We start from the raw sequence: 21,350 nt of genomic DNA, 5'->3' as shown, positions 1-21,350 counted from the left end.
CCTAGCGGCTTACGGAATCACCGCGGAAACGACGGAAACGTGGTCGGCTGTTCGAAGGTTGGCATGGTTGGAAAGGTCGGTTGTTGGAAGGTTGGAAACTGGTTGTGGATTTCGTGCGTCACCGCCGCGAAGACCGTCAACCACAGGATGATGCCCAAGATGCCTAGCACAGTAGCCACGTAGCCAATCGCAAGGCCGGCAATCGCGAATCCCCTGCCCTCCTCGCCCGTACGCCGGATCTGCGACAGCGCAAGATGCCCGAACACAATTCCCAGCGGCGCCATCACGAAAGCGCATATCAGGGACGCGACCGCCATCGAATTGGTATGCGGCACCTGCGAATACGCCGGGTAATAGCCGCCCGGCGGCTGGGAATACTGCGGCGCCCACTGCGGCGGCGGGTTGGCAGAAGGTTGCGTCATCGCCGTACTTTCATGATGCTCATCATCGCTCATTGATCATGAATCAGTGAGCGGAACGCGTGGATTGGCCGGCGCACTAGCTGGCGTGCTGCGCGGGCCGCCGCGGTGCGGGCAGCACCGACAGCAGGTCGTGCTCGAGGGTCGTGCGCAGACTCTCACCGGACGGCGCGACGACGCAGAACACGTCGTCCACCGACGACCCCAGTGTGGTGACCTTCGCCCAAGCGATGTCCACGCCCGCCTTCTCGAACACTCTGGTCAGCACGGCGAGCAGGCCCGTTCGGTCCGTGGAGCGGATCTCGACCAGCAGCTGACCGCGCGCCGGCCCGTCGTGCCACAAAACCCGCGGCGGCGCGGACGCGTGATTCACCGGCACCGCAGCCACGACTTCACCCGCGCGCCGACCGTGCTGCGCGGCCTCGGCGTTGCGCTGCTCCAGTAGGCTGATCACGTCGAGATCTCCGGCGATTGCTGAGATGAGCTGCTGGCGCAGCAGCTCGGCCGGCGGCGGCGACCCGAAGTGCGGTGAGACGACGAACGTGTTGATCGCCGAACCCTCGAAGCTGTTGACGGATGCGGAGTGGACGCGCAGTGAGTTCAACGCGAGAACGCCTGCAGCCTTGGACAACAACCCTCGAGTATCCGGCGCCACCATGGTCACCCGGAAGATGTGCTGACCGTCACCGGGCGTCAGCTCGACGTGCACGTTGCCGTCGCGGGCCAACGAAAGATACTGCTGATCAACAGGATCCGCGTGCGGCAGCGGTTCGCCGGCCATGATCAATCGGCAGCGACGCACCAAGTCCCCGATCAGCAGTGCCTTCCAGTCACCCCACACCCCGGGACCGGTGGCCAGCGAATCCGCTTCGGCGAGCGCATGCAGCAACTCGAGCAGCGCCGGGTCGCCGTCGAGCGCGTTGACGACGGCGGTGATGGTCTCAGGGTCTTGTAGATCCCGTCGCGTTGCAGTGCCCGGAAGCAGCAAGTGATACCGCACGATGGCAGACAGCGTCTCGATGTCCGACGGCCACAGCCCAAGTCGCGTGCCGACCTGCGTCGCGAGTTCCGCACCGATGACGCTATGGTCGCCGCCGCGGCCCTTCCCGATGTCGTGCAGCAGTGCGCCGAGAACGAGGAGATCCGGCCGACCCACCCGGGTGGTGAACGCGGCTGCCTTCGAGACTGTTTCGGTCAGGTGCCGATCGACTGTCCAGATGTGGACAATGTCGCGCGGCGGCAGGTCACGTACTGCGCCCCATTCCGGAAACAGTCGGCCCCACAAGCCTGTTCGGTCGAGCGCCTCGATCGTCGAGACGGCCGCAGGCCCCGCGGTCAACAGCACCAGGAGGTCTTTCAGCGCCTGCCGCGGCCACGGGGTACGCAACTCCGGCGCGGTGTCAGCGAGGCGGGTCAGCGTCGATGCCGCGAGCGGAAGATTTGCGGTCGCCGCGGCAGCCGCGACGCGCAGGACAAGTCCCGGATCGCGTTCTGGTCGCGCGTCGCGGGCAAGGATCACTTCACCCCCGGACTCGACCACGCCTTCGTCGAGTGGACGCCTAATGGGCCGGCGCAGCGCGGCCAACCCACGACGAGGCAGGGCATTTCCGGCGGTGCGCAGCCCGGCGTCGACGTAGTAGCCGATCGTGCGGGCGGCATCGCTGAGCATTCGAGCCAGGTCGAATCGGTCCCCGATGCGCAGCGCGGCGCCGATCTCGTCGGCGTATTGCGCCAGCAGCATGTCTCGACCGCGACCCGAAATCCGGTGGAGTTCGGTGCGCACGTTCAGCAGCGCCAAGTGCGCCCCGGCCAGCGAACCCGCCACATTGCTGGCGCTGCGATTCGAGAAGTGATCGGCGAGCTGAGCGACGGCCAGAGCGTTGAGCAGCTGTACGTCGCGCAAACCGCCACGGCCGCACTTGAGATCGGGTTCGGCGCGGTGTGCGATCTGTCCGCTGCGCTCCCAGCGTGCCTGCGTGTGTTCGACCAGCTCGTCAAATCGGGAGCGGATTCCGGTGCGCCACTGTCGTCGCGCCCCGTCGGCGAGCTGACCGGACAGCTCGGCGTTGCCTGCAATGTGCCGCGCCTCCAGCATCGCCAGCCCGGCCGATATGTCATCGGCGGCCACATGCAGGGCCTCGGACACGGTGCGGACGCTGTGGTCGAGGCGAATGTTGGCGTCCCACAAGGGATACCACAGCTGGTCGGCTGTCGAACTGACCGACTCGTCGGCCATGCCGTCATGCAACAGCATGAGGTCGAGGTCGGAGTACGGCACGAATTCCCCGCGGCCGAGACCGCCGGTGGCGACGATCGCGAAACCGCTCGTGTCGGTGATACCAATCTCGGTGGCCTTGGTGGTCAACCAGAACTCGTGCAGATCGAGTAACGCGTCACGCAGTGATGCGCTGTCGAGGTGGGAGCTGCCGGCCAGCAACTGCTCGGCGGCTGCCACCAAATCTTTTGCGGGCCTGTGCGATTCCGCTGCCGGAGCGTGTTGATTATCGGCTCCGGCAGCGGAATCGGGCGTCGGCTGCGTCATCCCCTCACAGCGCGTCGGCGCCCCGCTCACCTGTGCGCACCCGCACGACGGCCTCGACCGGGCTCACCCACACCTTGCCGTCACCGATCTTGCCGGTACGCGCCGCCTGCACGATGACGTCCACCACCTTGTCGACCGCGGAGTCGTCGACAAGCACCTCGACGCGCACCTTCGGCACGAAGTCCACCGAGTACTCGGCCCCTCGGTAGACCTCCGTGTGGCCCTTCTGCCGACCGTAACCCTGCACCTCGCTGACCGTCATCCCGAGAATTCCTGTTTGCTCCAGGCCGGTCTTGACGTCTTCGAGCGTGAATGGCTTGACGATCGCGGTGATCAGCTTCATTCTTCTGCCTCCTTGCCGGCGATGGCGTTGGCCATGCTCAGTGAAGTACCCGTTCCGACAGTAGCGAAATCGTAAGCGGTTTCCGCGTGTTCGGCCTCATCGATACCAAGTTCTTCGTCTTCCGCTGTGGCGCGGAGTCCGATCGTGAACTTGATGGCGAGGGCGAGGATCGCGGCCACGGTGAACGAGTAGAACAGCACCGAGAATGCACCCAGCGCCTGCATGCCCAGCTGATGCCAACCGCCACCATAGAAGAAGCCGTTCACCGCGGCGGGTGCCGCGGCGGTCCCGACCAGGCCCACCATCAGCGTGCCGACAAGGCCGCCGATCATGTGCACACCGACGACGTCGAGCGAATCATCAAAGCCCAGTTTGTATTTCAGACCCACCGCAAGTGCGCAGATGATGCCCGCCACCAGTCCGATGGTGATCGCGCCGAGGATGTTCACCGACGAACACGACGGCGTGATCGCGACCAGCCCGGCGACGATGCCCGACGCGGCACCCAGTGAGGTCGGCTTGCCGTCGCGGATCTTTTCCACTAGCAGCCAACCGAACATCGCTGTGGCTGTCGCCGTGAACGTCGTGATAAACGTGGCCCCGGCGACGCCGTTGGACGCCACCGCCGATCCGGCGTTGAAGCCAAACCACCCGAACCACAGCAGACCCGCGCCCAGCATCGTGAACGGAAGGTTGTGCGGTCTCATCGGAGTCTTCGGCCAACCTCGTCGGCGTCCAAGCACGATGCACAGCGCTAGGCCTGCAGCACCGGAGTTGATGTGCACCGCCGTACCACCTGCGAAGTCGATCACGTGCAAGTTGTTGGCGATCCAACCGCCCTTTTCGGCAGTGATACCGCCGAGATCGGCCCTGAAGTGGAACACCCAGTGAGCGACCGGGAAGTACACGATCGTCGCCCACAAAGCCGCGAACAGTAGCCACGGACCAAAGCGAAGACGGTCGGCCACCGCGCCCGAAATCAGGGCCACGGTGATGATCGCGAACATCGCCTGGAAGGCGACGAACACTGTCGCCGGAATGGTGCCTGCCAGTGCCACGTTCACCGCTGGTGCATCCGGCGTCAGCTGCGTGTAGACCCCACCGAACAGGCCCTTGAGCCCCCAATACTGAGTGGGATCACCGAGCAGGCCCCCATAGTCCGTGCCGAGGATGTCATTGCCGAACGCCATCGAGTAGCCGTAGAGCACCCAGAGGATGCCCACCACCCCCATGGCGCTGATGCTCATCATCAGCATGTTCAGCACGCCCTTGGCGCGCACCATACCTCCGTAAAAGAAGGCCAGGCCCGGCGTCATCAGCAAGACGAGCGCAGAGCTCGTCAACATCCAGGCGGTATCACCGGTATTGGGAATACCCCATGTCGGAAAATCGGCCACTCGCGGTTTCTCCTTAGCAGCAGAGTCATGGCCATCGGAAGTTCGTCCGTTGACCTGGGGTAAGACAATGCTGAGTGGTTGTTTCGTCTAAGACGCTGCGGTGTTTCGCTCGTGTGAACGGATGCCGGGCAAGCGTTTCGACGGTGTTACGGCGCTTCTCTGCTGTCAGCCGAGCAAAGCGTCAACGAAGGCGGCAGGCTCGAACGGCGCGAGATCGTCGGGTCCCTCGCCGAGCCCGACGAGCTTGACCGGCACGCCGAGTTCCTGCTGCACGCGGAACACGATGCCGCCCTTGGCGGTGCCGTCGAGCTTCGTCAACACCACCCCCGTGATCTCCACGACGTCAGCGAACACCCGCGCCTGCGCGAGGCCGTTCTGGCCGATCGTCGCGTCGAGCACCAGCAACACCTCATCCACTGCGGCGCGCTTGCTGACGACCCGTTTGACCTTGCCGAGCTCGTCCATCAGGCCGGCCTTGGTGTGCAAGCGCCCGGCGGTGTCGATGACGACGACGTCGGCGCCGTCCTCGATGCCGGTGCTCACGGCGTCGAATGCGACCGACGCGGGGTCAGCGCCCTCGGCTCCGCGGACCACGTGCGCGCCCACCCGCGACGCCCAGGTCTGCAGCTGATCAGCAGCCGCGGCACGGAACGTGTCGGCGGCACCGAGGACGACGCGCCTGCCGTCAGCCACCAGCACGCGGGCGAGTTTGCCGACTGTCGTCGTCTTTCCGGTGCCGTTGACCCCCACTACCAGCAGCACCGAGGGTGCGCCCGCATGTGGCACGGCCTTGATCGAACGATCCAGGTCCGGCTGCAGTTCACGGACCAGAACCTCGTGCAACACCGCGCGTGCGTCGGCCTCGGTGCGCACGGTCGAGCTGGCAAGCCGCGACCGCAACGCTGACACCACCGAATCGGTTGCGGTCGGCCCGAGATCGGCGACCAGCAGCGTGTCCTCGACGTCCTGCCACGAGTCCTCGTCCAGGTCGCCGCCGCCGAGGAGACCCAGCATGCTGCGGCCAATTGCGTTCTGCGACTTCGAGAGTCGACCGCGCAGGCGCTCGAGCCGGCCGTCCGGGGGCGCGATCTCCTCGACCGCCGGCGCCTCGGTATCGGCCTGCGGAAGCTGCACATCGGAGATCGGCCGCGTGACGGAATCGCGCGGAATCGCGGCGTCGTCCCCGACTCCAGGCAGACCAGTGGTGTCGACCTCGTCGGCTGTCGCCGTGGGAGACGACTCCTTGAACGTTATGGTGTTCGAGGCGGTGTACCCGCCGGAGCGATCCTCACGAGTGGTGGTGTCTGTCTTTGCGAGGCTGATGCGCCGCCGCCGGAACAACACCAGGCCAACGACGAGCGCGGCTACGAGCAGAACGGCGACGACAGCGAGTGCGACCCACAGACTTTCTCCCACGCCGCCATTCTCCCAAGGGCGTCAGGCGATGACGATCGGCCCCAGTGCAGGACGGTCGCTCGGACAAGCCTCGCTCGGCTCGCTGGCCGGGCGCAAGCGCAGGCATATCGACGTCTGCCTGACCGAGGACGTCGACAATGGCTCGTTGACCACGGGTTTGGAGCGCTATGCGCTGCCCTACAACGCGCTGACCCAGACCAGCCTCGACGAGATCGACCTCTCCGCCGGCTTCCTCGGCGTAGGGCTGCGCGCGCCGGTGCTCGTCGGAGCGATGACGGGCGGGGCGGAGCTGTCCGGCACGATCAACCGCAACCTGGCGGCCGCCGCGCACGAGCTGGGCGTCGGGATGATGCTCGGCTCGCAGCGGATCATGCTCGACAGCGCTCTGGGCGAACGCGCTGCCGCCAGTTTCGCGGTCCGCGACGTCGCGCCCGATGTCCTGCTCGTTGGCAACATCGGGTTGTCTCAATTGACCAAGTCGGCGCTGCCTGACCTCGTCAGGGCGCTCGACCGCGTCGGCGCGGATGCGCTGGCCGTGCACACCAATCCGCTCCAGGAAGCCATGCAGAGCGGCGGTGACACCGACTTCTCGGGGTCGATCACGCGGTTGCGCGATGTCGCTTCCTCGCTCGGCTATCCGATCCTGCTCAAGGAGGTCGGACACGGCCTCGGCGCGGCCGCGGTGGCCGAGCTGATCCGCATCCCGGGTGAGCTGCCGGTGGCAGCGCTCGACGTGGCCGGCGCAGGCGGCACGTCATGGTCGCGGGTGGAGCAATTCGTGCGCTACGGCGAGCTCCGCCACCCCGAACTGGCCGACTGGGGTGTGCCGACCGCACAAGCGATCGTCGAGGTGCGAACTGCGCTGCCCGACGTTGCGCTGGTCGCGTCCGGGGGCATCCGCACTGGCATGGATGCCGCCAAGGCGATCGCGCTGGGTGCCGATGTGGTCGCGATCGCACGGCCGTTACTCGCGCCCGCGATCGCGTCGGCGTCCGCGGTGTCCGACTGGCTGCACAACTTCATCGAGGAACTGCAGATATGCCTACATGGTTGCGGTGCAGGCGATTTGGCGGCGCTGCGGGCAATCGGACTGACGCAGATCGCCTAGCTGCGGCGCGGTCCACTCAGAAGAACGTCGTGGTTTCTGTCCTTGTGCCGTTGTCACAGGCGATCGTGATGTGCCAATTCCGGTGTTCCGGTATAGCCGGCCAGATCACTAGGTCGTATGTGGAGTTGGCGGGCAGGAAAAAGCTGCGGTCGTACCAGTCGGCGGTGTAAGTACATTGGGCATCGATCCCACTGCGGTCCGTGATATGGGCGGTGACGCCCCCAGGCCAGTAGTCCCACGAAACAGTCGGGCCCTGAAGGGATGGTGGCGCCGACTGGCACCTCAAGGGCGCATTTGTGTGCCAGGTGACTCCTGACGTGCTGGAGTTCTCGATTATGCCGGACGCGTTACCGGCCTGATCAATGTTGCCCGCCCACAGCGTCCAAACTGGGTCTCCGGTTACCTGCTCCCTGATGTTCATGGCCGTTCCCTGGATACCGCCCACTAGTGGGCCGTTCGAAAACCCTCCGTCTGGGAGTGGTTTGTTGAACCTTGCAGTCTCGGGCACCCCTGCGTTGTCTGAGATGAACCACATGACCCAACCATCACTGCGGGTCAGCTGGGTGAATCCATTGAAGAGCCAGTTCGTGCACACCGGAGCGAGCGGATATGGCGGGCGTGCCCAGGATGGGCCCGCACCGGCAAGCATTCCCGCGGATAGGCACACAGCGATGATCGCTCTCGCCCACCCTGTGAACTTGCTGCTCATAACCTGAACGATGACACAGACCCGCGGGCGAAATACGTAGATCTGCAAACACGAGCCAAGTCAGCGCTAGCCCGTGCCCACCAGTTCCTGGCCGCGCATCCGCTGCGAGATCACGGTCGTGATGCCGTCGTCGCGCATCGTGACGCCGTACAACGCGTCGGCGACCTCCATGGTCGGCTTTTGGTGTGTGATCACGAGCAGCTGCGACTGGGCGCGCAACTCGGCGAACAGCAACAGCAGCCGGCGCAGGTTCGCGTCGTCCAACGCGGCCTCGACCTCGTCCATCACGTAGAACGGCGATGGGCGGGCACGGAAGATCGCCACCAGCATCGCGATCGCGGCGAGCGATTTCTCGCCGCCGGACAACAGCGAGAGCCTCTTGATCTTCTTGCCGGGCGGGCGTGCCTCGACTTCGATGCCGGTGGTCAGCATGTCATCGGGATCGGTCAGCAACAGCCTGCCCTCACCACCGGGAAACAGCGCCTCGAACACCGCCCGGAACTCGCGTTCGACGTCGATGTAGGCCTCGGTGAACACCGCCACGATCCGCGCGTCGACGTCGGCCACCACGCCGAGCAGGTCCTTGCGTGCGGCTTTCACGTCTTCCAGCTGCGTCGACAGGAAGTTGTAGCGCTCCTCGAGCGCGGCGAACTCCTCGAGGGCCAGCGGGTTGACCCGGCCCAGCTCGGCGAGTTCGCGTTCGGTGCGCTTGGCCCGGCGTTCCTGGGTGGGCCTGTCGTAGGCCATCGGCGCCGGCGCGGTCACCTGCTCGCCGCGCTCGCGGGCTTGCTCGTATTCGGCAACCTCGAGTTCCGGTGGCGGCAACGGCACATCGGGCCCGTACTCGGCAATCAAGTCGGCAGAGGCCATGCCGAACTGTTCGAGAACATGCTCCTCGAGCTGTTCGATCCGCAGCGCCGCCTGCGCCTTGACCACCTCGTCGCGATGCAGGGCCTCGGTCAGGGCGCTGATCTTGGTGTTCAGCGTGGCCACCGTCGAGCGGATCGCGGAAAGCGCTGCGGCGCGCTGTGTGCGTTCGGCCGCCAAGCCGTCGCGGGTCAGCGACGCGGCAGCGACGGCCTGCGAAAGTTGCAACGCCACCTGCTGGCCCGCCTCGGCGACCGCGGCTGCGACCGCAGCAGCATGGCGTCGCGCCTGTTTGGCCCGCTCGGCCCGAACCCGCGCCTCTCGTTCGGCGGCGGCCGCCCGTCGCAGCGAATCCGCCCGTCCCCGAACAGCATTCACGCGTTCCTCGGCAGTTCTAACCGCCAGCCGCGCCTCGATCTCGTTGGTCCTCGCGGCCTCGGCGGCAGCCATGCTCGCCTGGCGCTCGGCGGAGTCGTCAGCAACCGGGTCCTGCGCATGCTGGGCGTTGGCGAGCCGCTGTTCGAGGTCCGTCAGTTCCTCGACGGTCCGCGCACGCGTGGCCTCCAGCTCCTCGCGCTGTTCGGTCAGACGGCGCCACTCCTCGTCGGCGGTGCGCGCATCCTGGCCGAGACGCCCCAACTGCTCGTAGGCCGAGGCGATCCTCGCGTCCGACTCGTTGAGGGCCGCCAGCGCCTGCTCGGCAGCGTCCTGGCGGTCGTTCTGCTCAGCCAGCGCCCCGGCCAGCGCTGCGGCGAGCTCACGCTGCCGCGTCTCGGCTGCCGACAGCTCATTGCGCGCGTTGCCGATCTCTGAGGTGATCTCCAAGGTGCTGGGGCGCCGGTCAGAGCCTCCGCTGACCCAGCCGGCGCCGACGAGGTCGCCGTCGGGCGTGACGGCGCGCAGCTGCGGGTGCGCGGTGACGAGATCCAGCGCGGCGTGCAGGTCGGTGACCACTACGACGCCCGACAGCATCGCTGCGACCGCGTGCCGAAGCTTCTCGGATGCCTCGACGAGGTCGACGGCCCACACCGCGCCAGCGGGCAGCGCGACCGGGCGCGGATCGGCGGGCGCCGGCCAATCGCCGAGCACGATCGCCGCCCTGCCGCCGTCAGACTGCTTGAGCGCCGCAACCGCGGAACGGGCGACCGCGGCGTCTTCCACGGCGATCGCGTCGGCGGCCGCACCAAGGACAGCCGCAACCGCTGCTTCATAGCCGGTGCGCACGTTGACGTGCTTCGCGAGCGATCCGAAAAAACCTGCGTCAACGAGGTTTTCAGCTAACCACGCTGCCCCGTCCTTACGATCGAGTCCGACGGAGAGTGCCTCGATGCGGGCCTGCAGCGACGCGACCTCACGTTCTGCGCTGCGCTCGGCGGCCTGCAGCTCCGCGAGCCGCTCGTCGGCCAGGCGCAGGGCAGCAACGGACCGATCGTGGTGCTCGTCGAGGCGGCTCTCCCCCTCGTCGAGCGCACCGACCTTGGCCCGCACGGTCTCGAATTCGGCCTGCGACTGCTGCGCGCGTGACGCCGCCTCGTCGATGGCATCGGTGAGCCTGCCGACCGCCTCGTCGGTCGAATCCACGCGGGTGCGCATCGTGTCGACCTGGCCGGCCAGCCGCGCCAGGCCTTCGCGCCGGTCGGCTTCGGCCCGCACGGCAGCCAGGTGGGCCTTCTCCGCTTCAGCGGCGACGCGCTCGGCCTCCGCCATCTGAGTACGCGCACCCTCGAGATGGGCCTGGGCCTCGCCCAGATCGGCGACCAGCCGGCCTTCCGTCGCAGCCACCTCGTCGGCTTCGGCATCCAGCATGTCGGGGTCGACGCCGGAAGTCGGAGCCGGCTCGGTGTCCAGATGCTGCGCACGTTCTGTGGCGATGCGGACGGTGGCGCTTACTCGCTCGGCCAGCGCCGATAACCGGAACCAGGTCTGCTGTGCGTGTTCGGCGCGATCGGTCAGAGCGGCTACCGCGTCCTCGTGACCGGCGTACTCGGCTGTGGCGGCCTCCAGCAGCGCGGCGGCTTCGTCGTGCTCGCGGCGCAGCGCCGCCTCGGCGTCACCGACCCCGGCGAACTCATTGCGGCGGGTCACCAGATCGTCGGCCGCCAGCCGCAGCCGGGCGTCGCGCAGATCTGCCTGGATCGTCTGCGCGCGGCGGGCCACCTCGGCCTGCCTGCCGAGCGGTTTGAGCTGGCGCCGCAGCTCGGTGGCGAGGTCGGTCAGCCGGGCCAGGTTGGCCGACATCGATTCCAGCTTGCGGACCGCCTTTTCCTTGCGCTTGCGGTGCTTGAGCACCCCGGCGGCTTCCTCGATGAACGCCCGGCGGTCCTCCGGACGCGCTTCCAGAATCTCGGAGAGCTTGCCCTGGCCGACGATGACGTGCATCTCGCGGCCGATGCCCGAGTCGGATAGGAGTTCCTGCACATCCATCAAACGGCAAGCGCTGCCGTTGATTTCGTACTCGCTGGCACCGTCGCGGAACATCCGCCGGGTGATCGACACCTCGGTGTAGTCGATTGGCAGCGCGTTGTCGGTGTTGTCGATCGTGACGGTCACCTCGGCGCGGCCCAGCGGCGCGCGCGACGACGTGCCCGCGAAGATGACGTCCTCCATCTTGCCGCCCCGCAGCGACTTGGCACCCTGCTCGCCCATCACCCACGACAGGGCGTCGACGACGTTGCTCTTGCCCGCCCCGTTGGGGCCGACGACGCAGGTGATGCCCGGTTCGAAACGAAGAGTCGTCGGTGAGGCGAAGGACTTGAAGCCCTTCAGCGTCAGACTCTTGAGGTGCACGAGGTGTGAGACTAGCGCTCCGAGAACCCGGAGATGGCTTCCGTGCGCTCAGAGAAGTCCGCGAGCACGTTGTCGACGGTTCCCGGCGTGTTGCCGGCCTGCAAAAGGTCGAGCAGACGCTGGCATTTTTCGCGCGGGCCCTGCGCCACCACCAAGACCCGGCCGTCGGCCTTATTGGCCGCATAGCCCGTCAGCCCGAGCTCGAGCGCGCGGGAGCGGGTCCACCAGCGGAAGCCAACACCCTGCACATGGCCGCGCACCCAGGCGGTGAGCCGGGCGTCCTCAGTCACGCTTGACCTCGAACGTCACCGTCGTCCCAGCCTTCAGGGTCCGGCCTACGGTGCAGACCTGGTCAACGGCCCGGGTGACGACGGTGACGAGCCGTTCCACTTCGTCGTCCAAGAGGCCTGAGAGGTCGACCTCGAGAGATTCCTCGAGCAGCGGGTAGACCTCGTTGTCCCGGTCCGCGTCGCCGGATACCCGGATCGTGGCCGCGTAGTCGTCGCCGAGGCGCCGCCGCAGGGGCTGGTCGCTGCTCATGCCGCTGCACGCTGCCAATGCGATCTTCATCAGCTCACCGGGGGTGAAGACGCCCTCGACGTCCTCGCTGCCCACCAGCACTTGGGCGCCGCGGGAGCTGCGGCCGGTATAGCGGCGCACGCCCGTGCGTTGGACCCACAATTCCGTCATTTCAGCCTTTCGGTCGGGGGCGAGGTTGGCAGCGCGGGCAGTAGAACGACGAGCGGTTCATGAACTTCTCGCGGCGGATCACCGCACCGCAGCGCCGACAGGGCATGCCCTCGCGCCCGTAGGCGTCGAGTGACCTGTCGAAGTACCCGGATTCGCCGTTGACGTTGACATAAAGAGAATCGAACGACGTGCCGCCCTGATCGAGGGCGTCACCCATCACCTCTGCGGCCGCGTCGAGCACGCTCCGCAACTTCGCGCGGCTCAGCGAGGACGCAATCCGCGCGCCGTTGAGTTTCGCCCGCCACAGCGCCTCATCGGCGTAGATGTTGCCGATGCCCGACACCACCGTCTGGTCCAGAAGCTGGCGTTTGAGCTCAGAGTGCTTGCCCCGCAACACCTTAACGACGCCCTCGGCGTCGAACAGCGGATCGAGCGGGTCCCGTCCGAGATGGGCTACCGGCGTCGGCACGACGGTGCCGTCGGCTTCGACCATCTCCGCGAGCATCCACCCCCCGAACGTCCGTTGGTCGACGAAGCTCAGCGCGGTGCCGTCGTCGAGCAGCGCGGCAATGCGCACATGGTCGGAGCGCGGCACCTGACCCAGCAGCATCTGCCCGCTCATGCCGAGGTGCACCACCAGCGCCGAGCCGTCAGACATGGTGAGCCACAAGTACTTTCCCCGCCTGCCGGTGCCGACGATGCGCTGCCCGAGCAACCGGGCGGTCAGGTCTGCGGCGCCGGCTTCGTGCCTGCGCACCGCGCGCGGGTGATGCACACGCACCGCGGTGATCTCCCGGTTCGTGACATGGGCGGCCAACCCGCGGCGGACGGTTTCGACTTCGGGAAGCTCAGGCACTGTCGAGTGCGGTCCACGCCGCGGCCGCCGCCTTCTGCTCGGCCTCCTTCTTGGACCGCCCAACCCCTTCGCCGTACTCGGTGTCCACGACGACGACGGTCGCCGTGAATTGCTTGTCGTGGTCGGGCCCGGTCGAGGTGACGAGATACACCGGGACACCGAGCCCCCGAGCTGCGGTGAGCTCCTGAAGACTGGTCTTCCAATCGAGGCCCGCGCCCAGCGTCGGCGCCGTGTCGAGCAACCCGGCGAACAGCCGGAGGATCACATCGCGGGCGATGACGATGCCGTGGTGCAGGTACACCGCGCCCAGCAGCGACTCCGTGGTGTCGGCCAGGATGCTCGACTTGTCCGAGCCGCCGGTGTTCTCCTCACCGCGGCCGAGGAGCAGGTATGCCCCGAGCCCGTCGTCGGTGAGGCCGCGGGCGACGTCGGCCAGTGCCTGGGTGTTGACGATGCTGGCCCGCAGCTTGGCCAGATCACCCTCCGAGCGCTCCGGGTGGCGGTGGAACAACTCGTCGGTGATCGTCAGCCCCAGCACCGCGTCCCCGAGGAACTCGAGGCGCTCGTTGGTCGGAAGGCCGCCGTGCTCGTAGGCATAACTGCGGTGTGTCAGCGCAAGCGTCAGCAGGTCTTCGGGCAGCTCCACCCCCAGTGCCGTGATCAGCGCCTGCCGTGACTCGCTCACGAGCCGTCAGGTGTTTGATCGAACATCCCCGACAGTTTCGCCCACCGCGGATCGATCTGGTCATGGTGGTGCCCCGGTTCGGCGTCGTCCAGCCGCATACCGCACTCCGGGCACAGGCCGGCACAGTCGTCGCTGCAGATCGGCGATAGCGGCAACTCCAGCCCGACCGCGTCGATCAGCGGCTGCTCCAAATCGATCGTGTCGTCGACGATGTGCCCGACCTCGTCGGACTCCGTGGTCGCTTCGGTGGTGCTGTCCGGGTATGCGAACAGCTCGATGAGATGGATCTCGATCTCGCCTGTGGTCGGCGTCAGGCATCGTGCGCACTCCCCGACGGTCGGTGCCGACACCGTTCCGGTGACCAGCACCCCCTCCGACACCGACTCGAACCGCAGGTCGAGCTCCAGCGGAGCACCCTTCGCTATCCCGATGAGGTCCAGGCCGATGCGCGACGGACTCGGCACGGTGAGCTGAACGGCATGCATGGAGCCGGGACGACGGGGAAGCCTCAAGACGTCAAAGGTGAGCGGCGACCCTGGAAGATTGGGGATTGACGCGCGCGACTGCGTGGCCATGCCTCCATGGTAGGAGGCCGTTAACGCGGCGGCGGACCGCCCGGCCCCAGCGGCGGCGGACCGCCCGGGCCGCCGGGACCGTCGCCCTCGGCCACAAACGTGGCAGTCGCCTGCCCGTCAGCCTTCGTCGCGCGGATGCTGACCGTGTCGTTGACCTCCACTTGCCCTTTCGTGGCGCCGGAGGCCAGCACGTAGGTCTGCGTGAATCCGTCCGCGCTCTTGGCGGTGAGCGACGTGTCCGAGACGGACGTGACGACGCCGGTCTGCGTCATCTCTGTGATGTAGCCGGCGTCCTCATCGAAGACGACGAACTCGCCGTGAAGCGGCGCGGCACGTCCCGGACCACCCGGCCCGCCCGATTGCCAACCGCCACCGGGTCCGCCTGGGCCGCCTGGGCCGCCGCCCGGAGCACCTGGTCCCCACTGGCCGGCATGCCGTCCCGGGCCCGCCGCACGGGCGTCGCCACCGGTGGCCGCGAAGATCGCGGCGCCGCCGAGACCCCCGATCACTACTGCTATTCCGACCGCGGCCAGTGTCTGCCGTTTGGACCACCGCGAACTTTGCGGCGATCCCCACGCGTTGGTGGGCTGCTGTGCTGGCGAATCTGACTCCATGCCGCAAGCGTGTCGCCCGAATATGGGAGTCAGCTGTGCGTCGGTTCAGCGTCTCTTATGCAGGCCATTCACAGCGGGGACATAGGCCCGGCACAGTGCAGGCTCACTCCAAGCACTGATAATCGCTGACGTGTCCAACGCTCCCGCCATGCAACGCGCCGACGGCAGCCCCATCCACGTGCTGGTCGTCGACGACGAACCCGTCCTGGCTGAGCTGATGACGATGGCCCTGCGATACGAAGGCTGGACCGTGTCGACGGCCAGCGACGGCATCTCGGCGATCGCGTCGGCCCGCAAAGAGGCGCCCGACGTCGTGGTGCTCGACGTCATGCTGCCCGACATGAGTGGGCTTGACGTGCTTCGCAAACTTCGTGAACAGATCCCCGGTCTGCCGTTGTTGCTGCTGACCGCCAAAGACGCGCTGGAGGACCGCATCGCCGGTCTGACCGCCGGTGGCGACGACTACGTCACCAAGCCGTTCAGCCTCGAGGAGGTGATTCTGCGTCTGCGCGCGCTCCTGCGCCGCACCGGCGTGGCCGCAGAACCCGGTGCCGCCAGGATCGTCGTGGGCGATCTCGTGCTCGACGAGGACAGCCACGAAGTGACCCGCGCAGGGGTCGAAATCGCTTTGACTACAACGGAATTCGAATTACTGCGATTCATGATGCGCAACGCCAAGAGGGTCTTGAGCAAAGCCCAGATCCTTGACAGGGTCTGGAGTTACGACTTCGGCGGCCGCTCCAATATCGTCGAGCTGTATGTGTCCTACCTGCGTAAGAAGATCGACAGCGGCCGCGCACCCATGATTCACACACTGCGCGGGTCGGGCTATGTCCTCAAACCCGCCGACTGAGGCACGGCGAGGCGGCTGGCGCCTGCGGCCGCCAAGCACGTGGTCGCTGCGCACGAGGCTGCTGGTGGCAGTGGTCAGTCTGCTGGCCGTGGTGTGCGTAGGCATCGGCGTCGGCACGGAACTTGCTCTGCACCGGTTCTTGATGGGCCAGCTCGACGAGCAGGTAATCGACGCCGGCCATCGCTCGGCGGTGATCACCGACCTTGGACCGCCGCCACCTCCCCCGCCCGGCTACCCGCGGCGGCCACCGATCCTCGATCCCGAAAACGGGCCGGGCCCTCCGTTTCTCGGCGCGCCGGGTCAGGCAACCGGGACCGTCGGAGCGATCGCCATCGGCGGACAGGTGCTCCGCGCGGGCGTCATCAGCCAGAACGGAACCAGAGAGAACATCAGCGCGGCTGCTGCCACCGAGCTGGCCAGAATCGCCCCCGACGGCCGCCCCGTGACCAGGAACCTCGACGGGCTTGGGAGATACCGGGTTGTCGCCCGGTTTTCGCGCACGGGCAAGACGATCGTGTCCGGCCTCCCGATGGCGCCCGTCGACAACACGCTGCTCACGGTCGGCGCGATCTTCGCCATCGTCGCCGGTATCGCGCTCGTCGCGGCAATCGCGGTCGGAATCGTGATCATCCGCCGCCAGCTGGCCCCGGTGTCGCGGGTCTCAGCGGCTGCGCTGGAGGTCGCTAACCTCGAACTCGAGCGCGGAGAAGTCAGACTCGCGCCGATGGTCGCCGTCGATCCGGCCGCGGCGCACACCGAGGTCGGACAGCTTGCAACAGCGGTAAACCGTATGCTCCAACGGATCTCGGCCGCGCTGGCCGTGCGACACGCAAGCGAAATGCGCGTGCGTCAGTTCGTCGCCGACGCCAGCCATGAACTGCGGACCCCCCTCACGGCGATCCGGGGCTACACCGAACTGGCTCAACGTCGCCGCGACGACGTGCCCGCCGAGGTTGCCCACGCGATGGGGCGAGTGGAATCCGAGGCGGTACGGATGACCCATCTGGTCGAGGACCTGCTCCTGTTGGCCCGGCTAGACAACGGGCGGCCGCTGGAGTGCGATCCCGTCGATCTGTCTCAGCTGGTCATCGACGCCGTCGCCGACGCACATGTCGCCGGGCCCGATCACAACTGGTCGTTGGAGCTGCCTGAGGAGCCGGTGGTCGTCACCGGCGACGCGCCACGGCTACAACAGGTGCTGGTCAATCTGCTTGCCAACGCCCGCACGCATACCCCCGCCGGCACCAGGGTCAAGACCTCGCTCGCCAGCGACGGCAACGGCATGGCGGTGTTGACGGTCACCGACAACGGACCGGGAATCCCAGAATCACTGCAGCCGGAGATCTTTGAGCGCTTCGCCCGTGGCGACAGCTCGCGGTCGCGACGAGAAGGCAGCACCGGCCTTGGGCTCGCGATCGTCTACGCCGTGATCAAGGCCCATCACGGGACTATCGACGTGCACAGCGCTCCCGGTGACACGGCGTTCGTCGTCCAGCTTCCCCGCTCACAGCCGCCGCACAGCGATGACAAATCCGGCGCCTAGCCAGCTACACGACGATCGAGTCATGACGCTGACTGCGCCGCAACCTGTTGTCGCCGCACCGCTGCAGGCGTCGAAGCGCCCAAGAGTGACTCTCCATCGTGTGGCGCTCGTCGGGCTGCTGGCCGCCACCGCAGTGCTGTACCTGTGGAACCTGGCCGCGAGCGGATGGGCCAACGCGTTCTATTCGGCTGCGGCGCAGGCCGGTTCGCAGAATTGGACCGCCTTTCTGTTCGGATCCAGCGATGCGGCCAACGCGATCACGGTCGACAAGACCCCCGGCGCGCTGTGGGTCACAGGTCTGTCCGTCAGGCTGTTCGGATTGAACTCCTGGAGCGTGCTGGCACCGCAGGCACTCGAGGGAGTGGCCGCAGTCGCACTGGTTTACCTAGCAGTACGTCGCATCAACGGACCGGGTGCCGGGTTGTTGGCGGGATCAGTCTTGGCGCTGACACCGGTTGCCGCACTGATGTTCCGCTTCAACAATCCCGACGCACTGCTCGTGCTGCTCCTCGTCGGCGCGGCGTACTGCGTGCAGCGCGCGTGCGAAAAGGACAGTGGCCGTTGGTGGCTGCCCCTTGCTGGGTTCGCGATCGGCTTCGCATTCCTGGCCAAGATGGGCCAGGCCCTTCTGGTGGCACCCGGTTTCGCGTTGACGTACCTGCTGACGGCGCACGCGCCGGTGCGGACGCGGGTGGCACGAATGGCAGCAGGCACTGTTGCGCTCGTGGTGTCGGCTGGCTGGTATCTGTTGCTGGCCACCGTCTGGCCTGCGGACCGGCGGCCGTTCATCGGCGGCTCGCAGCACAACAGCATCATCGAATTGGCATTGGGCTACAACGGTTTCGGCCGACTAACCGGCAACGAGACCGGCGGCCTGGGCAATATGAATTTCGATGTCGGATGGGGACGGCTCTTCGGCAGCGGAATGGGAAGTTCGATCGCGTGGCTCATCCCTGCCGCACTGATCAACATCGGCGCCGCGTTCGTCATCACGCGACGGGCGCCGCGCACCGACGCCGTTCGCGGCGCCGGCATCCTGTGGGGCAGCTGGCTTCTCGTGACCGGGGCCGTGCTGTCCTACTCGAGCGGGATCATTCACCCCTACTACACGGTGGCATTGGCGCCTGCGGTGGCCGCGGGCGTCGGCCTCGGCGCACCGCTGCTGTGGCGCCGGCGAGACGACGTCCGCGCCGCCACCGCGCTGTCCGGCGCGGTTATTCTGACCACCGCACTGGCCTGCGTGCTGCTCGGCCGCGACTCGGCTGCGCCGTCGTGGCTGCGGGCGGCCATCGCCGTCGGGGGCGTCGGCGCTGCCGTGCTGCTCCTCGTCAGCGGACGGCTGCCTCGCGGGGTGGCCCGCGGGGCCGCCGTCGTCGCGCTGGCAGCGTGTCTGGCCGGGCCCGCCGCATATTCAGTCGGGACGGCGCTGACCCCGCACCGCGGCGCGATCCCGGGCGTCAACATCTCCCCGACGTCACGGGGCGGCGGCGGGTTCGGCTTCCTCGACTCCGCTGAGCCGTCCTCCGCACTCGTTGCCGTACTGAGCGCTGACGCCGCTCAGTACACGTGGGCGGCGGCGACCGTCACCTCCGCCAACGCCGCGGGGTATCAGTTAGCGACCGGCTTTCCGGTGATGGCTGTCGGTGGCTTCAACGGCACCGACCCTGCACCGACACTCGACCAGTTCCAGAAACTGGTGACTGACAAGAAGATTCACTTCTTCATTGGAGGCAGGATGCGCGGTCCGCGGGGCGGCGCATCCAGCGGTAGCCACGAGGCCGCCGACATCGCGTCATGGGTGACCGCCACGTTCCCGCCCCGGGACGTCGACGGCGTCACCCTTTACGACCTCACGTCGGGATCCGAATAGTCAGCGTCGGTTTAGCGGCCTGTGCCGTTCGGTGGCGGATAAACCGACCTGGCAATCGTTGCCGAGATCCAGCCGATCAGCCAGCCAAAGCCCACCAGAAGAAAAATCTGCAGGTGGTCGGGATACCAAACCGCCACCAGAGCCAGAATCACAGCCCAGACAAGCGCGCAAGCGATGCTGTAAGACCCCGCTGCCCGGCAGCTCTACGTGGACTGGGACACGGCTACCGATAACGCGGTGAGCGGCTTACGGGAACTCGCCGGGACATATCCCACGTTTCCGTGCACTCTGGGCGGGCGCGGATGTGGGATATCCGTTGGGGATCATGCATCTGAATCATCCCCGCGTCGGCGATATCTATGTGTGCCGGAATCAGCTCAACGTTCCGCACGCCCCGCACGCCGTGGGGCAGCATCTGCTGATCTATCACGCCGAACCTGGCAGCGACTCCGAGAGAGCGTTGGAGGAACTGCGGGCTCTGTCGATGCGCGAGCTCGATGTCTCGGCCGGCGCCTGGGATTGTCGGTAGCAACACCTATACCCGAACATGTGTTCGATGAGTATCGGTCGCCGTACGCCAAGTCAGAGATCCTGCTGGCGGGCATGCGCGACGACGCGCGCGTGGAGAACCAAGCGATTGCCGCGCGGCTGACCAAGATCGGCGAGCTGTTCACCTTGCGCCGCCGCGAGAACGGCGAAACCAGGGACTGGGCGGTCGATACCTGGACCGAGGTCGGCGCTGAGGTGTCGGCGGCGCTGGGGTGCACGATCGCGATGGCCGGCAGCTACCTGTACTACGCGCGGGCGATGACCGATCGGCTGCCCGCGGTGGCCACGGTCTTCTGTGCTGGCGACATCGATTTCCGCACCTTCCAGACGATCTGCTACCGCACCGAACTGGTCGCCGAGGACACCGCAATGGCCGACGTGGACCGCCAACTGGCCGCCCGCGCCCGGGGGTGGGGCTCGCTGAGCAAAAGCCGCCTCGCCACGGCCATTGACCGGCAGGTGTGCAAAGTCGATCCCGCAGCGGTACGGCGCAAGCGCGAAGAGGCCGACAAACGCGGCGTAGAGTTCTGGACCTGCAGCGATGGCCTGTCAGGAATGTCGGCCACGATGCTCTTAGACGATGCGGCCGGGTTGGAGACGCGGCTGGAGGCGCTGGCAGACAGTGTGTGCGACGCCGACCCACGCGGGCGCGAAGTGCGCCTCGCCGACGCCCTAGGGGCATTGGGCGCCGGGCAGGACCGCCTCTCGTGCCGCTGCGAACAAGAAACCTGCCCGGCCGGTGGGCGGCTGCCCAGCCCGGCACCGGTCACCATTCATATCGTCGCCGAGCAGGCCACCCTCGACGGTACCTCCGATACACCGGGCTACCACCAGCAGACCGGTGAGCTGATCCCCGCCGACCAAGTGGCCGAGCTGGCCCGCGAAGCCACGGTGCGCCCGCTGGTCCATCCCGGCGACGCCGCGCACGAAGCCGGCTACACCCCGTCGCGCAAACTCGCCGACTTTGTCCGCGCCCGCGACCTGACCTGCCGGGCCCCGCACTGCGACCGGCCCGCGGTCCAATGCGACATCGACCACACCGTGCCCCACGCCGACGGCGGCCCCACCCACGCGTCCAACCTGAAATGCCTATGCCGGCTGCACCACATCCTGAAAACCTTCTGGGGCTGGAAAGACCAACAACAGCCCGACGGCACCGTCATCTGGAACCTGCCCGGCAACCAGACCCACGTCACGCTGCCCGGCAGCGCGCTGGTCTACCCCAGCCTGTGTGCGCCCACCGCCGAGCTGCCACCGCCGACACGCGCGAGCAACCCCGAACGCTGCGCCGATCCGACCGCGATGATGCCGCGCCGCAAAACGACCCGAGACCAGGACCGAGCCCGGCGGATTGCTGCGGAACGCGCCCAAAACCTCAAGATCCGCCAAGCGCGCCGAACAGACTGGGACGACATCTGTTTCGGAGCGCGCACACCAGCCTCCCACGACGACGACCCGCCACCGTTCTGAGCGCCGACGGTTCATAGCTGACGCATAGCTTCCACCAACGGTGGACCCACGCGGCGT

18 protein-coding genes are annotated in these 21,350 nt (G+C 67.1%); 6 read left to right on the top strand and 12 right to left on the bottom strand.

Going from position 1 to position 21,350, the window contains the following annotated elements:
• Positions 1 to 17: 17 nt before the first annotated feature.
• The 5 genes from QOH60_RS14470 to ftsY form a co-directional block, all read right to left on the bottom strand.
• Positions 18 to 455 (bottom strand): DUF4190 domain-containing protein, encoded by a 438-nt coding sequence (locus QOH60_RS14470; RefSeq protein ID WP_526421435.1) that lies wholly within the window; start codon positions 453 to 455, stop codon positions 18 to 20.
• A gap of 43 nt (positions 456 to 498) precedes the next feature.
• Positions 499 to 2,961 carry a [protein-PII] uridylyltransferase gene (locus QOH60_RS14465; RefSeq protein ID WP_526421433.1) on the bottom strand — a complete coding sequence of 821 codons (2,463 nt, stop codon included), beginning with the start codon at positions 2,959 to 2,961 and terminating at the stop codon, positions 499 to 501.
• A 4-nt stretch (positions 2,962 to 2,965) separates the two neighbouring features.
• The gene (locus QOH60_RS14460) at positions 2,966 to 3,304 is read right to left on the bottom strand and encodes a P-II family nitrogen regulator (protein ID WP_526319244.1); all 339 of its coding nucleotides are present in this window, start codon (positions 3,302 to 3,304) and stop codon (positions 2,966 to 2,968) included.
• Entirely contained in the window at positions 3,301 to 4,650 is a 1,350-nt protein-coding gene (locus QOH60_RS14455; RefSeq protein WP_526421505.1) for an ammonium transporter, read from the bottom strand. The genes QOH60_RS14460 and QOH60_RS14455 overlap by 4 nt, the downstream gene beginning before the upstream one ends.
• Before the next feature lie 216 nt (positions 4,651 to 4,866).
• On the bottom strand, positions 4,867 to 6,117 hold the full coding sequence (ftsY, locus tag QOH60_RS14450; RefSeq protein WP_526421431.1) for a signal recognition particle-docking protein FtsY: 1,251 nt from the start codon (positions 6,115 to 6,117) through the stop codon (positions 4,867 to 4,869).
• 28 nt (positions 6,118 to 6,145) lie between these two features.
• On the opposite strand from ftsY, the gene fni reads away from it, so the two are divergent.
• Entirely contained in the window at positions 6,146 to 7,225 is a 1,080-nt protein-coding gene (gene fni / locus QOH60_RS14445; RefSeq protein WP_526421429.1) for a type 2 isopentenyl-diphosphate Delta-isomerase, read from the top strand.
• Positions 7,226 to 8,000: 775 nt separating this feature from the next.
• Here fni and smc read toward each other — a convergent pair.
• The 7 genes from smc to QOH60_RS14410 are packed head-to-tail and all read right to left on the bottom strand — an operon-like array spanning position 8,001 to position 15,008.
• The gene (smc, locus tag QOH60_RS14440; RefSeq protein WP_526421427.1) at positions 8,001 to 11,588 is read right to left on the bottom strand and encodes a chromosome segregation protein SMC; all 3,588 of its coding nucleotides are present in this window, start codon (positions 11,586 to 11,588) and stop codon (positions 8,001 to 8,003) included.
• Between the two features lie 11 nt (positions 11,589 to 11,599).
• Positions 11,600 to 11,878 (bottom strand): acylphosphatase, encoded by a 279-nt coding sequence (locus tag QOH60_RS14435; RefSeq protein WP_526421425.1) that lies wholly within the window; start codon positions 11,876 to 11,878, stop codon positions 11,600 to 11,602.
• Positions 11,871 to 12,278 (bottom strand): OsmC family protein, encoded by a 408-nt coding sequence (locus tag QOH60_RS14430; protein WP_526421423.1) that lies wholly within the window; start codon positions 12,276 to 12,278, stop codon positions 11,871 to 11,873. Before QOH60_RS14430 ends, QOH60_RS14435 begins: the two co-directional genes overlap by 8 nt.
• Position 12,279: 1 nt before the next feature.
• On the bottom strand, positions 12,280 to 13,134 hold the full coding sequence (gene mutM / locus QOH60_RS14425) for a DNA-formamidopyrimidine glycosylase (RefSeq protein WP_526421421.1): 855 nt from the start codon (positions 13,132 to 13,134) through the stop codon (positions 12,280 to 12,282).
• The gene (gene rnc, locus QOH60_RS14420; protein ID WP_526421418.1) at positions 13,127 to 13,819 is read right to left on the bottom strand and encodes a ribonuclease III; all 693 of its coding nucleotides are present in this window, start codon (positions 13,817 to 13,819) and stop codon (positions 13,127 to 13,129) included. The genes mutM and rnc overlap by 8 nt, the downstream gene beginning before the upstream one ends.
• A complete protein-coding gene (locus QOH60_RS14415; RefSeq protein ID WP_526421416.1) occupies positions 13,816 to 14,394 on the bottom strand; it encodes a YceD family protein in 579 nt (192 codons plus the stop codon). The genes rnc and QOH60_RS14415 overlap by 4 nt, the downstream gene beginning before the upstream one ends.
• Positions 14,395 to 14,414: 20 nt before the next feature.
• Positions 14,415 to 15,008: a hypothetical protein gene (locus QOH60_RS14410; protein WP_526421414.1), complete on the bottom strand. Its 594-nt coding sequence runs from the start codon at positions 15,006 to 15,008 to the stop codon at positions 14,415 to 14,417.
• A 148-nt stretch (positions 15,009 to 15,156) separates the two neighbouring features.
• On the opposite strand from QOH60_RS14410, the gene QOH60_RS14405 reads away from it, so the two are divergent.
• The 5 genes from QOH60_RS14405 to QOH60_RS14385 all read left to right on the top strand — a co-directional run bounded on the left by QOH60_RS14405 (position 15,157) and on the right by QOH60_RS14385 (position 21,293).
• Positions 15,157 to 15,861, top strand: a complete 705-nt coding sequence (locus QOH60_RS14405) for a response regulator transcription factor (protein ID WP_526421503.1) — start codon at positions 15,157 to 15,159, stop codon at positions 15,859 to 15,861.
• A complete protein-coding gene (locus QOH60_RS14400) occupies positions 15,839 to 17,404 on the top strand; it encodes a sensor histidine kinase (RefSeq protein ID WP_526421412.1) in 1,566 nt (521 codons plus the stop codon). The genes QOH60_RS14405 and QOH60_RS14400 overlap by 23 nt, the downstream gene beginning before the upstream one ends.
• A 22-nt stretch (positions 17,405 to 17,426) precedes the next feature.
• Positions 17,427 to 19,274, top strand: coding sequence for an ArnT family glycosyltransferase (locus QOH60_RS14395; protein ID WP_526421410.1), 1,848 nt, complete (start codon positions 17,427 to 17,429; stop codon positions 19,272 to 19,274).
• Between the two features lie 304 nt (positions 19,275 to 19,578).
• Positions 19,579 to 19,803, top strand: coding sequence for an MmyB family transcriptional regulator (locus tag QOH60_RS14390; RefSeq protein ID WP_526421408.1), 225 nt, complete (start codon positions 19,579 to 19,581; stop codon positions 19,801 to 19,803).
• A gap of 20 nt (positions 19,804 to 19,823) precedes the next feature.
• Positions 19,824 to 21,293 (top strand): HNH endonuclease signature motif containing protein, encoded by a 1,470-nt coding sequence (locus QOH60_RS14385; protein WP_526421406.1) that lies wholly within the window; start codon positions 19,824 to 19,826, stop codon positions 21,291 to 21,293.
• The last annotated feature ends 57 nt before the right edge of the window (positions 21,294 to 21,350 follow it).

Origin of the sequence: Mycobacterium sp. (assembly GCF_032159765.1) — a bacterium.
GTDB lineage: Bacteria > Actinomycetota > Actinomycetes > Mycobacteriales > Mycobacteriaceae > Mycobacterium.
The sequence above is the reverse complement of the archived record's forward strand: the minus strand, read 5'-3'. Positions and strand labels throughout refer to the sequence as shown.

What these genes read in the sequence shown, in the direction of transcription:
- QOH60_RS14470 (WP_526421435.1), bottom strand. Translation starts at nt 455, where the DNA reads ATGAGCGATGATGAGCATCATGAAAGTACGGCGATGACGCAACCTTCT.
- QOH60_RS14465 (WP_526421433.1), bottom strand. Translation starts at nt 2,961, where the DNA reads ATGACGCAGCCGACGCCCGATTCCGCTGCCGGAGCCGATAATCAACAC.
- QOH60_RS14460 (WP_526319244.1), bottom strand. Translation starts at nt 3,304, where the DNA reads ATGAAGCTGATCACCGCGATCGTCAAGCCATTCACGCTCGAAGACGTC.
- QOH60_RS14455 (WP_526421505.1), bottom strand. Translation starts at nt 4,650, where the DNA reads ATGTTGACGAGCTCTGCGCTCGTCTTGCTGATGACGCCGGGCCTGGCC.
- fni (WP_526421429.1), top strand. Translation starts at nt 6,146, where the DNA reads ATGACGATCGGCCCCAGTGCAGGACGGTCGCTCGGACAAGCCTCGCTC.
- QOH60_RS14430 (WP_526421423.1), bottom strand. Translation starts at nt 12,278, where the DNA reads ATGACGGAATTGTGGGTCCAACGCACGGGCGTGCGCCGCTATACCGGC.
- QOH60_RS14415 (WP_526421416.1), bottom strand. Translation starts at nt 14,394, where the DNA reads ATGGCCACGCAGTCGCGCGCGTCAATCCCCAATCTTCCAGGGTCGCCG.
- QOH60_RS14410 (WP_526421414.1), bottom strand. Translation starts at nt 15,008, where the DNA reads ATGGAGTCAGATTCGCCAGCACAGCAGCCCACCAACGCGTGGGGATCG.
- QOH60_RS14405 (WP_526421503.1), top strand. Translation starts at nt 15,157, where the DNA reads ATGCAACGCGCCGACGGCAGCCCCATCCACGTGCTGGTCGTCGACGAC.
- QOH60_RS14400 (WP_526421412.1), top strand. Translation starts at nt 15,839, where the DNA reads ATGTCCTCAAACCCGCCGACTGAGGCACGGCGAGGCGGCTGGCGCCTG.
- QOH60_RS14395 (WP_526421410.1), top strand. Translation starts at nt 17,427, where the DNA reads ATGACGCTGACTGCGCCGCAACCTGTTGTCGCCGCACCGCTGCAGGCG.